Genomic DNA, 12,283 nt, shown 5'->3' with positions numbered 1-12,283 from the left:
CCCCGGGGTGGCTGAAAGGACACAGCAATGAGCAGCCGTACCCGAAGGGCCACCGCCGTGGTCGCGACGACCGTGCTGGTGGCCGCGCTCGCGGCGTGCAGCTCGACCGGTGGGCGCAAGGCCGTCGAGGACGCCGAGCGGGCACGCAATGCCGGCAAGGCCACGACCCCGAAGATGACGATCGCGCTGGTCACCCACTCGGGGCCGGGCGACACGTTCTGGGACATCGTCCGCAAGGGCGCCCAGGACGCTGCCGCCAAGGACAACGTCGACCTGCAGTACACCGCCGACCCCGACGGCGCCAAGCAGGCCAACCTGGTGCAGCAGGCCATCGACAAGAAGGTCGACGGCATCGCTCTCACGCTCGCCAAGCCGGACGCCATGCAGGGCGTGGTCAAGAAGGCCGTCGCCGCCAAGATCCCCGTCGTCGCCCTCAACGGCGGCCTCGACCGGTGGAAGGCCATGGGCGTCACGTCGTACTTCGGGCAGGACGAGAAGATCGCGGGCCAGCAGGCGGGCGACCGGATGCTCAAGGAGGGCGCCAAGCACCCGATCTGCGTCATCCACGAGCAGGGCAACGTCGGCCTCGAGGACCGCTGCGCCGGCGTCAAGCAGCGCATCCCGGCCACCCAGCTGCTCTACGTCGACGGCAAGTCGCCGGCGAGCATGCAGACCGCGATCACCTCCAAGCTGCAGCAGGACAAGGCGATCGACTACGTGCTCACCCTGGGCGGCCCGATCGCGACGGTCGCGGTGCAGTCCAAGGCGAGTGCGGCGAGCACGGCCAAGATCGTCACCTTCGACACCAGCCAGGACCTCATCAACGCCATCAAGGCGGGCACCGTGCAGTGGGCGGTCGACCAGCAGCCCTACCTGCAGGGCTACCTCGCGGTCGACCAGCTGTGGCTGCTCAAGACCAACGGCAACATCGTCGGCGGCGGGCAGCCGGTGCTGACCGGTCCGGCGTTCATCGACAAGAGCAACGTCGCCGCGGTCGAGAAGTTCGCGGCCAGCGGGCGTCGGTGAGTCACGTGGGCACCTCTGCCAGTACGCCGGCCGCGGCCGTCGACGACCGCGTCGCCCCCCGGTCGGGCAGCGTCCGGCTGCTCCGGCGGCCCGAGATCGGCGCGCTGCTCGGCGCCGTCGTCGTGTGCGTGTTCTTCCTGATCGTGGCGTCGGCGTTCCGCAACGTCGACAACGTGGGCACGATCCTCTACGGCGCCGCGACCATCGGGATCATGGCGGTGCCGGTGGCGCTGCTGATGGTGGGCGGTGAGTTCGACCTGTCGGCCGGTGTCGCTGTCACGTCAGCGGGGCTGGCCGCATCCCTGCTGGCCTGGTACTTCAACTTCCACGTGTGGTTCGCCGTGCTGCTGGCCCTGCTGATCTCGCTGGCGATCGGCGCCTTCAACGGTACGATGCTCAACCGCACCGGCCTGCCGTCGTTCCTGGTCACGCTCGGCACGTTCTTCATCCTGCAGGGTGTCAACCTCGGCATGACCAAGGTCGTCACCGGCAACGTCGCCTCCAACAACATCAGCGACATGCAGGGCTTCGAGTCGGCCCAGCACGTCTTCGCCTGGGAGGCCTCGATCGGATCGGTCGCCATCAAGGCGCCGGTCGTCTACTGGTTGGTGATCACGGTCGTCGCCGCGGTCGTCCTGCTCAAGACACGGTTCGGCAACTGGATCTTCGCGGTCGGTGGCGACGCCGACGCAGCGCGCGCGGTCGGCGTACCCGTGCACCTCGTACGACTCGTGCTCTACATGTTCGTCGGATTCTGCGCCTGGCTCGCCGGGATGCACCTGCTGTTCGAGTTCAACACGGTGCAGTCCGGTGACGGTGTCGGCAACGAGTTCATCTTCATCATCGCTGCGGTCGTGGGCGGCTGCCTGCTGACCGGCGGCTACGGGTCGGCGGTCGGTGCCTCGATCGGGGCGCTGATCTTCGCGATGACCCAGCTCGGCATCAACTACGCCGGCTGGAACCCCGACTGGTTCAAGACGTTCCTCGGCGTGATGCTCGTGCTCGCGACGCTGGTCAACCTGTGGGTCAAGAAGAAGGCGGACGCCCGATGAGTACTCCCGTCACGGATGACACGCTGCCCACCGACGACAGCGGCCCGACCACCGAGGTCGTCCGGCTGGTCGACATCGGCAAGGCCTACGGCAACGTCGCGGCCCTGCGCGAGATCAACCTGTCGGTGCGCCAGGGCGAGGTCACCTGTGTGCTCGGCGACAACGGCGCCGGCAAGTCCACGCTGATCAAGATCATGTCGGGGCTGCACGACTACGACGCCGGGCAGATGTTCGTCGGCGGTGAGGCCCGGCACTTCGGGTCGCCGCGTGAGGCGCTCGGCTCGGGCATTGCGACGGTCTACCAGGACCTCGCGCTCGCCCCGCTGATGTCCGTGTGGCGCAACTTCTTCCTCGGCAACGAGCTGCGCAAGGGTCCGCTGCGGCTGCTCGACAGCAAGGAGATGGAGCGCGTCACCGGCGAGGAGCTCACCCGGATGGGCATCAGCATCCCCGACCTCGACCGACCGGTCGCGTCGCTGTCGGGTGGTCAGCGCCAGTGCATCGCCATCGCCCGCGCGATCTACTTCGGCGCCAAGGTGATCATCCTCGACGAGCCCACGGCCGCTCTGGGAGTGAAGCAGTCGGGTGTGGTGCTGAAGTACATCGTCAAGGCGCGCGACGCCGGCCTCGGCGTCGTGTTCATCACCCACAACCCGCACCACGCCTACCTCGTCGGCAACCACTTCCTCGTGCTCAAGCTCGGCCGGGTCGCGCTCGACGAGGAGCGCGAGGACCTCACGCTCGACCAGCTGACGGCCGAGATGGCAGGCGGTGACGAGCTGGCCGAGCTCAGCCACGAGATCCGTCAGATGGAGAGCCCGACCGACTGAAGCAGGGAGACACGCACCCCTCGTACGAAAACCGTCTGTCCGGCACCGCATGGAGTGCCGACCAGACCGTTGTCGTACGAACGTGTCCGGGTTCTCGCCCTGCTCGGCCGGCGCTGCGGTGGGTCAGGCGCGGATGCCGGCGATCACGATGTCGAGGGCCGCGGTGTAAGCCGCGTCGGCGTCGCCGAACCGCGCCGGCGCCGCTCCGTGCTCGGCCATGACCGCGTGGGTCTGCTCGTCGAAGGTGTAGCCGATCACGAAGTGCAGCAACGCATCTCGCGACGCCACGGCGTGCGCGTGGGTGTGGCCGCCGGACTCGACGATCTCGACGACCCGCTTGCCGAGGTGACTCGTGTCGAGTGACGACGCACGGCTCGCGGCGACCACCTCGGCGCCGTCGCGCTGGGCGAGCAGTGTCGTACGCAGGTCGGTGCCGAGCTGGTGCAGCTGCCGGTCCCAGCGGCGTCGGGACGACGGCTCGGGCACCCGGGCCAGCAGGTCGTCGGCGACCTCGGCGAGCAGCGCCTGCTTGTGGGGGATGTGCCAGTAGATCGCGCTCGCCTGCACGTCGAGCTCGGCGGCCAGCCGTCGCATCGTCAGGTCGGCGAGCCCGTGGGCGGTCAGGATGCGTTGCGCTGCCGCGAGGATGTCCTGCCGCTGGATCGCCATGGATGTCACCTTACCGACGGGTCATGTCTATCCTGAACGCCGTTCAGTACGGTCCCCGGCACCGCCCCGGCAGCCGCGGCGACCGTCGTACCCGCAGGAGCAGGAGATCATGACCAGGCTCAGTCCGCGCGACCTCGCGCTCGTCGCGATGTTCGCCGCGCTCGTCGCTGTCCTCGGGATGCCGGGTGGCATCTCGTTCTTCGGGTCGGTGCCGATCACGGCCCAGACGCTCGGCTTCATGCTCGCGGGCTGCATCCTCGGTGCGAAGCGCGGTGCGCTCAGCGTGATCGTCTTCGACCTGCTGCTCGCCGCCGGTCTGCCGATCGGTGCGGGCGGCCACGGCGGCATGGCCGTCATCACCGGTCCGTCCGGCGGTTATCTGCTCGGCGCGATCCCGGGTGTGTTCCTCACCGGCCTGCTCGTGCAGCGTTGGGGCCGGCGCAACCTGGTCAGCCCGTTCGTCGCGTCCGTCATCGGCTGCATGGGCGTCGTCTACCTGGTCGGCGTGCCCTACTGCGCCTGGCGCCTCGACTCCGGCCTGGTCGCCGTCGCCCAGAACGCCGTGCAGTTCCTGCCCGGAGACCTCGCCAAGTGCGTGATCGCCGCGCTGGTCACCACGACCGTCGTGCGGGCGTACCCGCCCATCGAGACCATCACCGGTGCGCCGGGCCGGTCCACCGAGCGCGAGCGGGTCGGCGCTGCGTGATCGAGGTCAGCGGCGTACGCCACCGGCTGGGTGAGCGTGAGGTGCTGCGGGGCATCGACCTGACGCTGGCCGAGCATCGCGTCGGTGTCATCGGTGCCAACGGCTCGGGCAAGTCGACGCTGGCGCGCACGTTCAACGGGCTGATCACGCCCGACGCCGGCGACGTCCGGGTCGACGGCCTCTCGGTACGCGACGACGTGCGGTCCGTACGGCGGCGGGTCGGGTTCATGTTCTCCGAGGCCTCCGCGCAGATCCTGATGCCGACCGTCGCCGAGGACATCGCGCTGTCGCTGCGCGACCACGGCCTGACCGCCGACGAGGTGAGCGCGCGCGTCGAGGCGACCCTGTCGGCGTACGGGCTGGAGGGCTACGGCGACCATCCGGCGCAGCTGCTCTCGGGCGGGCAGAAGCAGATGCTGGCGTTCGCCGCGGTGCTGGTGCGTGAGCCGCAGGTGCTGGTGTGCGACGAGCCGTCGACGCTGCTCGACCTGCACAACCAGCTGCGGCTGCGGCGCACCCTCGCCGGGCTCGATCAGCAGGTCGTGCTGCTCACCCATCACCTGGACCTGCTCGACGACTTCGACCGCGTCGTCGTGATCGACGACGGACAGGTCGTGCACGACGGCGTGCCGGGGGAGTCGGTGGCGTTCTACCACGACCTCATGGAAGCGCGCGTCTCGTGAATCACGTTGTGCTGCACAGGGTTTCGCGATGACGGGCTACTACGTCGAGGGTGACTCGTGGCTGCACCGGCTCGCACCGTCGACCAAGCTGGCGGCCACCCTCGTGCTGATCACACTGATGGGCGTGGTGTCGCGCTGGTGGCTGATCGTGCCGATCGCCGTCGTGGTCGTGCCGCTCTACGTCTCGGCCGGGCTCTCGCTGCGGCTGTTGTGGCGCGGCATGCGCACGATCCTGGTGTTCGCGCTGGTGCTGGTGGCGTTCCAGACCTGGCTGCAGGGGCCGGTGCGCGCGCTCGAGGTCGCCGGCCAGCTGGTCGTGGCCGTCGTGATCGCCAACCTGGTGATGATGACGACGAGGGTCACGGCGATGGTGCGGACCATCTCGGCGGTCGCGATCCCGTTGCGGCGATTCGGGATTCAGCGTGATCGGGTCGAGCTGCTCCTCGCGCTGACGATCGGATGCGTCCCGCGCGTGGCCGCGGCGATGTCGGGCGCGCGCGAGGCGGCGGTCGGGCGAGGTGTACGCCCACGGCTGGCGGTCGTCGTACCGGCCGTCGTCGTGACGATGGTGCGCGAGGCCGACGAGGTGGGCGACGCAATGGCCGCGCGCGGCCTCTGAGCGCGGTGGTCTGTCGGCCGGGCTCCGCCGCAAGCCGACCGGCCCCCAGTGCGTCGCACCGGGCCGTGTGGCGCATGCCGCGACCACCTGCGGCGGTCGATCGGGCCGGCATTCCGGAGGGCCCTATCCCGTGAGCGCTGGTTCGGGTGCTCGGGTGCGCGTGCCGTCAGCGGTCATGGTCACGGACCAGCCGGCCTCGTGCCGCAACCCTCCGCGGAGTGGCTCCTGAGTGGCACGAGAACGCCACCTGTCGTCGAGTGCGGACCGTGGGCCGACGAGAGGCCCGACATCCGGCGGGGTTCCCGTCAGGCGACCGGGTCGGGTGGGTCGACGACACGTAAGCAGTGCTGAAGAAGCGATGACGATTTCTCGCTTGTCCTGAACTGTCTGCGACCGTCACGCTGGAGCCATGACGACGCAGCAGGACGCGGCCGTGGGCCGTCGTACGACACCGGCCGAGACACCCTCGGCGCCGAGCCCTTCGTGGGCCGTCCCCGCGGCGGTGGGCGTCGTCCTCCTGCTCTGGGCGTCGTCGTTCATCGCGATCCGCGCAGTGGGCGACACGTTCTCGCCGGGCCCGCTCGCCTTCGGCCGGCTCGTCGTCGGCACCCTCGCGCTCGGCGCGATCGGCCTGTACTACCGGAGCCCGCTGCCTCGCGGCCGGGGCCTGGCGCTCGTCGCGCTCTACGGCGTGCTGTGGTTCGCGCTCTACACCGTCGTCCTCAACGCGGCCGAGCACCACCTCGACGCGGGCACGGCCGCCATGCTCGTCAACGTCGCGCCCATCCTGGTGGCGGTTGCCGCGGGTTTCCTTCTCGGAGAAGGGTTTCCGCGACCGCTCATCATCGGGGTGGGCGTCGCGTTCGCCGGCGTCGCGCTGATCGCGGTCGGTGGGGTCGGCTCGCACAGCGACGGCCTGGGCGTCGCACTCGGTCTGATCACGGCCGTGCTGTACGCCGCCGGTGTGCTCTCCCAGAAGGTCGCCCTGCGCACGGTCGATCCGGTGTCGGCCACCTGGGTCGGGTGCGCGATCGGCATGGCCGTGCTCGTGCCGTTCCTGCCCGCGACGGTCGACGAGGCGCGCGACGCATCCTTCGGCGCGATCGCCGCTGTGGTCTACCTCGGGGTGTTCCCGACAGCCATCGCGTTCACCCTGTGGGCGTACGCGCTCTCACGAGCCAGCGCGGGGCGTACGGCCTCGGCGTCACTCGCCGTGCCCGCCATCGCCGTGGTGATGTCGTGGGTGTTCTTGGGAGAGGTGCCCACGGTGCTCGCGATGGTCGGTGGCGTGCTGTGCATCACCGGCGTGCTGGTCAGCCGCCGCCGCGTCAGGCCGCAGCCAGTCGCTGCAACGTCGCCCCGAGGTCAGTGACACGCAGCGACAGCGGCTCGCGGTCGAGGACCTCGAACGGCGTTGCGGCAGAAGGCTCCTCGGGCATGACCAGACCGGTGTGCATCCCGAGCGCGCGGGGCACGACCAGGTTGCGCTCGAGGTCGTCGAAGAAGATCGAGCGTGACACGTCGATGTCGTACGCGGACAGGAACGCCTCGTAGCACGCGCGGTGCGGCTTGGGCACCAGATCGGCTGCTCGCAGGTCGAAGACCGCGTCGAACGCGTCGTGCAGTTCCAGCCGGTGCAGCACCCGCCGGGCATAGGGCTCGGTGCCGTTGGTGAAGACGATCTTGCGGCCGGGCAGTGCTGCGAGTGCACTGCTCAGGGGCGACACCGACAGCACCGAGTAGTCGAGCCGCTCCTCGAAGGCGAGGTAGTCGTCCGGGTCGATTCCGTGCGTACGCATCAGGCCGAGCAGCGTCGTACCGTGCTCCGTGCGCAGCTCGTGCTGGGCGCGGCGGGCACCGGCCTCGTCGACTCCGAGGAGTGCGCCGACGTACGCGTGGATGTGCGCGTCGATCTGGTCGGCGAGACCCGTGCTGGGCGGGTACAGCGTGTTGTCGAGGTCGAAGACCCACGTTTCGATGGTGGGTGTCACGGCGTGGTGAGCTGCTCCATCTCGGTGCGTACGGCGGCCAGGCGCGTGGTCGCCTCGGTGCGCGCGTCCGCCAGGTCGTCGCCCTCCACGGGCACGACGGCCTCGAAGTAGACCTTGAGCTTGGGCTCGGTACCGCTCGGGCGCACGATGATGCGCGTGCCGTCGGCGAGGTAGTAGCGCAGCCCGTCGGTCGGGGGCAGCTCACCGCCTTCGGCCGAGAGGTCGTCGGCGCGCGAGACCGACTGTCCTGCAACGGAAGTCGGCGGGGTCGTACGCAGCCGGTCCATCACGGTGCCGATGAGGGAGAGGTCGTCGACGCGTACGGAGAAGGAGTCGGTCTGGTGGACGCCGTGCTCGCGCGCGAGGTCGTCGAGGACGTCCTGCAGGGTGCGGCCGTCGGCCTTCAGTGCGGCTGTCATCTCGGCGATCACGAGGGCCGCGGTGATGCCGTCCTTGTCGCGGACCTGCTCGGGCGCGACGCAGTAGCCGAGGGCTTCCTCGTAGCCGTAGGTCAGGCCCGGCACGCGGCTGATCCACTTGAAACCGGTCAGCGTCTCCTCGTGGCGTACGCCGGTCGAGGTCGCCATGGCGCGCAGCAGCTGCGACGAGACGATCGAGCACGCGACGACACCGTCGCGCGGCGCGGAGGCGAGCGCATGGTGACCGAGCAGGGCGCCGACCTCGTCGCCGCGCAGCATCCGCCAGCCGTCCGACGTCGGGACCGCGACCGCACACCGGTCGGCGTCGGGGTCGTTGGCGATGACGATGTCCGGGTCGGTGCGCGAGGCGAGCGCGAGGGCCGCGTCGATGGCGCCCGGCTCCTCAGGGTTGGGGAACGACACCGTCGGGAACTCGGGGTCGGGGTCGCGCTGCTCGTCGACCGTGGTCGGAGCCGCGAATCCGCTTGCGACGAAAGCCTTCTGGAGCAGCTCGTTGCCGACGCCGTGCAGTGAGGTGTGCACGATCGAGACGTCACGCGAGCTGTCGGCAGCGACGACCTGGGAAGCCGCCGCGACGTAGGCGTCGACGATCTCGTCGGACAACGTCTCCCAGCCGTCGGTCGCCACCTGCACCGATGACGCCGTCGGGAACCGGCCGATCGCGTCGCTGATGTCACCGTCGGTCGGCGGCACGATCTGCGAGCCGTCGCCGAGGTAGACCTTGTAGCCGTTGTCCTGAGGCGGGTTGTGCGACGCGGTCACCATGACGCCGGCGTCGCAGCCGAGCTCGCGAATCGCGAACGCCAGCAACGGAGTCGGCAGCGGACGCGGCATCACCATCGCCCGCCCGCCGGCCGCGACGACGACGCCGGCGGTGTCGCGGGCGAACACGTCGGAGTTGTGCCGGGCGTCGTATCCCACGACCACCGTGACGTCGCGCTTGCCGACGGTCTCCTGGAGGTACGCCGTCAGGCCGGCTGCCGCACGCTGGACGACGACGCGGTTCATGCGGTTGGGGCCGGCGCCGAGCGCACCGCGCAGGCCGGCGGTGCCGAACGCCAGCAGTCCGCTGAACCGGTCCTGCAGGTCGGCACGGGCCGCCTCGTCGCCGGACTCGGCTGCGGCGACCACGGACTCGAGCTCGGCTCGGGTCGCGGCGTCGGGGTCGTCGGCGATCCAGGCACGCGCCTCGTCGAGGACGTCGACCGTGCTCACGCCTCGCTCACCGCGATCTTCTGGACGACGGCCGCGAGCAGCCGGCCGCAGCGTTCGGCCGCAGCCTTGCCGGCGTCGAGGACCTCGTCGTGCGACAGCGCCTGGTCGGACGTGCCTGCGGCAGGGTTGGTGACGAGCGAGATGCCGAGCAGCTCCAGGCCGGCCTGGCGGGCGGCGATCGCCTCGAGGGTGGTCGACATGCCGACGAGGTCGGCGCCGATGATCTTGGCCATCTGGACCTCAGCAGGCGTTTCGTACTGCGGCCCACGGAACTGCGCGTAGACGCCCTCGTCGAGATCGGGGTCGACCGTGCGGGCGAGCTCACGCAGTCGCGAGGAGTACAGGTCGGTGAGGTCGACGAAGGTCGCACCCTCGATGGGGGAAGCCGCCGTGAGGTTGAGGTGGTCGCGGATCAGCACCGGCGTACCGGGTGCCCAGGCGGGGTTGATGCTGCCGCAGCCGTTGGTGAGCACGATCGTGCGGCAGCCGGCCGCGGCCGCCGTACGCACGGCGTGGACGACGGCGCGCACCCCGCGGCCCTCGTAGTAGTGGGTGCGGGTGCCGTAGACCAGGGCGCGGCGGTCGGTGTCGCCGATGCGGACCGACCGCATGGTGCCCGAGTGGCCCGCGACGGCCGCCTTGGCGAAGCCGGGGACGTCGGCGTTGTCGATGGTGGTGACGGTCTCGCCGATCAGGTCACCGGTCTGACCCCAGCCGGACCCCAGCACGAGGGCGACGTCGTGGTGATCTGCACCACTGCGCTCGGCGATCACGGCGGCCGCAGCGGCGGCGACGTCGGACGGATCAGTCGCGGGATCGTTGAGATCCAGGGCTTCGTTGCTCACCGGCACAGGCTAACCGCGGGCCAGGGTGTCTCACCCCGCGATACCGGCGAGTTTGACCGCGAATGGTTGGATATAGCCCGTGAGTGCGCGTCAGAAGTCGATGGTGATCATCGGGGGTGGCCCCGGCGGCTACGAGTCGGCTCTGGTGGCCGCCCAGCTCGGTGCCGAGGTGACCGTCATCGACCGTGACGGCGTCGGTGGCGCCGCGGTGCTCACCGACTGCGTGCCCAGCAAGGCGCTGATCGCGACCGCCGACTTCCTGTCGCGGTTCGAGTCCGCCGGCCGCCTCGGTGTCGGCTTCGAGGGCACCGACGATGACCAGCACGCCGAGGCCAACCTCGTGCAGGTCAACAGCCGCATCATGGATCTCGCCGCCGCGCAGAGCCGCGACATCCAGGCCCAGCTGGAGTCCGTCGGCGTCCGTGTCGTGCGCGGCACCGGTCGCATCACCGGCGCCCACGAGGTGACGGCCGACCTGGTCGACGGCGGCACGCGCACGTTCACCGCTGACACGATCCTCGTCTCGACCGGCACCAGCCCGCGCGTCCTCGACACGGCCGTGCCCGACGGCGAGCGCATCCTGACCTGGCAGCAGATCTACGACCTCAAGGCGCTCCCCGAGCACCTGATCGTCGTCGGGTCCGGTGTGACCGGTGCCGAGCTCGCGCACGCCTATCTCGGCCTCGGCTGCGAGGTCACGCTCGTGTCGTCGCGCGACCGGGTGCTGCCCGGTGAGGACGCCGACGCCGCGACCGTGATCGAGAACGTCTTCCGGCGCCGTGGCATGAAGGTCCTCAACCGCTCCCGCGCCCAGGCCGCCCGTCGCGAGGGCGACGGCGTCGTCGTGACCCTCGAGGACGGCCGTGAGGTGCACGGCTCGCACGCGCTGTTCGCGGTCGGCTCCATCCCGCGTACGAAGGACATGGGCCTGGAGGAGGCGGGCGTCGAGCTCACACCGTCGGGCCACATCGTCGTCGACCGCGTCTCGCGCACGTCGGCACAGAGCATCTACGCGGCGGGCGACTGCACCGGTGTCCTGCCGCTGGCGTCGGTCGCGGCCATGCAGGGTCGCATCGCCGTCGCCCACGCCCTGGGTGACGCGGTAGCACCGCTCAACCTGCGGGGCGTCTGCGCCAACATCTTCACCGACCCCGAGATCGCGACCGTCGGCTACTCGCAGACCGACGTCGAGGAGGGTCGGGTCGAGGCGCAGGTCGTCACGCTGCCGCTGTCGACCAACCCGCGCGCCAAGATGCGCAACATCCGCGACGGCTTCGTCAAGCTGTTCGCCCGCCCGGGCAGCAACACCGTGATCGGCGGAGTGGTCGTCGCTCCGCAGGCGTCGGAGCTGATCTACTCGATCGGCCTGGCCGTGCAGAACCAGCTGACGGTCGACCAGCTCGCGAGCACGTTCTCGGTCTACCCGTCGATGACCGGGTCGATCGCCGAGGCGGCTCGCCGCCTGCACCCGCTCGAGGTCTGACCTGCCGCAGCGGCCGCGGCACCCGTCGTACGACGGGGGTCAGTCGTGCGACGGTGGTCAGTCGAGCGGGTCGCGCGTCGAGCCGTCGTCGGACCGTCGCTGTGCGGTGCCCTCGGGCTCGAGCTGCTCGGGCAGGAGACCGGCCTTCTCCCAGGCCTTGTGGCGCTGCTCGCGCAGGCGCGGCCGGGCCCACCAGATGATCATCAGCACCACTGCGGCGAGCACGACCAGGAGTCCGGCGCCGAGGATCTTGCTGCCCGCGTCGGAGGAGGATGCGGCGGCCAGGCTGGTCAGAACGGGTGTGGCAGTGGTCACGGCGTCACTGTACGGGTGCACGGCCGGCCTTCTCGGATAGCGTGGGAGGTCGACACCAACTCGTCACTCAGGAGGCAGGCATGGCGATCTCGGATCTGGTCAACAAGGCCAAGCAGTGGGCTTCGAAGAAACCCGACAAGGCACGTCAGGCGATCGACAAGGTCGAGGACGTCGTCGACAGCAAGACCGGCGGCAAGTACCGCGACAAGGTCGACCAGGCCGGTGACGCGGTGGGTGGCCAGCTCGGCATCCCCAAGGAGGGTGCCCCGCAGGGCCAGGCTCCCCAGCAGGGACAGCAGCCCCAGGGCCAGCAGGCCCCGCAGCAGCCGCAGGGCCAGCAGCCGCAGGGCGGTCAGGCGCCTCAGCAGGGTCAGCAGCCGCCGGCCGCGGGCTGAGCACGACGCACCGA

General features: G+C 70.2%; 14 protein-coding genes. 9 read left to right on the top strand and 5 right to left on the bottom strand.

Annotation, left to right across the window (positions count from 1 at the left end; genetic code table 11):
- Nucleotides 1-27: 27 nt before the first annotated feature.
- From VV01_RS12725 to VV01_RS12715, 3 genes are read left to right on the top strand one after another with little or no spacing between them, the layout of a single operon-like run.
- Complete coding sequence (locus VV01_RS12725) at nucleotides 28-1,026, top strand: sugar ABC transporter substrate-binding protein (RefSeq protein WP_050670214.1); 999 nt, start codon at nucleotides 28-30, stop codon at nucleotides 1,024-1,026.
- 5 nt (nucleotides 1,027-1,031) lie between these two features.
- Complete coding sequence (locus VV01_RS12720) at nucleotides 1,032-2,078, top strand: ABC transporter permease (protein WP_050670213.1); 1,047 nt, start codon at nucleotides 1,032-1,034, stop codon at nucleotides 2,076-2,078.
- Nucleotides 2,075-2,908 carry an ATP-binding cassette domain-containing protein gene (locus VV01_RS12715; RefSeq protein WP_050670212.1) on the top strand — a complete coding sequence of 278 codons (834 nt, stop codon included), beginning with the start codon at nucleotides 2,075-2,077 and terminating at the stop codon, nucleotides 2,906-2,908. Before VV01_RS12720 ends, VV01_RS12715 begins: the two co-directional genes overlap by 4 nt.
- A 123-nt stretch (nucleotides 2,909-3,031) precedes the next feature.
- On the opposite strand, the gene VV01_RS12710 is transcribed toward VV01_RS12715, so the two are convergent.
- Complete coding sequence (locus VV01_RS12710; protein WP_050670211.1) at nucleotides 3,032-3,577, bottom strand: TetR/AcrR family transcriptional regulator C-terminal domain-containing protein; 546 nt, start codon at nucleotides 3,575-3,577, stop codon at nucleotides 3,032-3,034.
- A gap of 109 nt (nucleotides 3,578-3,686) precedes the next feature.
- Here VV01_RS12710 and VV01_RS12705 point away from each other — a divergent pair, with 109 nt between their 5' ends.
- From VV01_RS12705 to VV01_RS12690, 4 genes are all read left to right on the top strand, one after another.
- Complete coding sequence (locus VV01_RS12705) at nucleotides 3,687-4,283, top strand: biotin transporter BioY (RefSeq protein ID WP_050670210.1); 597 nt, start codon at nucleotides 3,687-3,689, stop codon at nucleotides 4,281-4,283.
- Nucleotides 4,280-4,966 (top strand): energy-coupling factor ABC transporter ATP-binding protein, encoded by a 687-nt coding sequence (locus tag VV01_RS12700; protein ID WP_050670209.1) that lies wholly within the window; start codon nucleotides 4,280-4,282, stop codon nucleotides 4,964-4,966. The genes VV01_RS12705 and VV01_RS12700 overlap by 4 nt, the downstream gene beginning before the upstream one ends.
- A gap of 28 nt (nucleotides 4,967-4,994) precedes the next feature.
- The gene (locus VV01_RS12695; RefSeq protein ID WP_050670208.1) at nucleotides 4,995-5,585 is read left to right on the top strand and encodes an energy-coupling factor transporter transmembrane component T family protein; all 591 of its coding nucleotides are present in this window, start codon (nucleotides 4,995-4,997) and stop codon (nucleotides 5,583-5,585) included.
- Nucleotides 5,586-5,994: 409 nt separating this feature from the next.
- Nucleotides 5,995-6,957, top strand: coding sequence for a DMT family transporter (locus tag VV01_RS12690; protein WP_082220958.1), 963 nt, complete (start codon nucleotides 5,995-5,997; stop codon nucleotides 6,955-6,957).
- Here VV01_RS12690 and VV01_RS12685 read toward each other — a convergent pair.
- From VV01_RS12685 to VV01_RS12675, 3 genes are read right to left on the bottom strand one after another with little or no spacing between them, the layout of a single operon-like run.
- Nucleotides 6,914-7,576, bottom strand: a complete 663-nt coding sequence (locus tag VV01_RS12685) for a pyrimidine 5'-nucleotidase (protein WP_050670207.1) — start codon at nucleotides 7,574-7,576, stop codon at nucleotides 6,914-6,916. The genes VV01_RS12690 and VV01_RS12685 overlap by 44 nt on opposite strands.
- A complete protein-coding gene (locus tag VV01_RS12680; protein WP_050670206.1) occupies nucleotides 7,573-9,231 on the bottom strand; it encodes a phospho-sugar mutase in 1,659 nt (552 codons plus the stop codon). Before VV01_RS12680 ends, VV01_RS12685 begins: the two co-directional genes overlap by 4 nt.
- Entirely contained in the window at nucleotides 9,228-10,076 is an 849-nt protein-coding gene (locus VV01_RS12675) for a purine-nucleoside phosphorylase (RefSeq protein WP_050671908.1), read from the bottom strand. Before VV01_RS12675 ends, VV01_RS12680 begins: the two co-directional genes overlap by 4 nt.
- Nucleotides 10,077-10,155: 79 nt before the next feature.
- Here VV01_RS12675 and VV01_RS12670 point away from each other — a divergent pair, with 79 nt between their 5' ends.
- Nucleotides 10,156-11,559 (top strand): NAD(P)H-quinone dehydrogenase, encoded by a 1,404-nt coding sequence (locus tag VV01_RS12670; protein WP_157508826.1) that lies wholly within the window; start codon nucleotides 10,156-10,158, stop codon nucleotides 11,557-11,559.
- Nucleotides 11,560-11,616: 57 nt separating this feature from the next.
- On the opposite strand, the gene VV01_RS12665 is transcribed toward VV01_RS12670, so the two are convergent.
- A complete protein-coding gene (locus tag VV01_RS12665) occupies nucleotides 11,617-11,874 on the bottom strand; it encodes a hypothetical protein (protein WP_157508825.1) in 258 nt (85 codons plus the stop codon).
- A gap of 80 nt (nucleotides 11,875-11,954) precedes the next feature.
- Here VV01_RS12665 and VV01_RS22365 point away from each other — a divergent pair, with 80 nt between their 5' ends.
- Nucleotides 11,955-12,269: an antitoxin gene (locus VV01_RS22365; RefSeq protein WP_071606373.1), complete on the top strand. Its 315-nt coding sequence runs from the start codon at nucleotides 11,955-11,957 to the stop codon at nucleotides 12,267-12,269.
- The last annotated feature ends 14 nt before the right edge of the window (nucleotides 12,270-12,283 follow it).

Origin of the sequence: Luteipulveratus halotolerans (assembly GCF_001247745.1) — a bacterium.
GTDB lineage: Bacteria > Actinomycetota > Actinomycetes > Actinomycetales > Dermatophilaceae > Luteipulveratus > Luteipulveratus halotolerans.
This window is presented reverse-complemented; position numbering and strand designations above follow the sequence as displayed.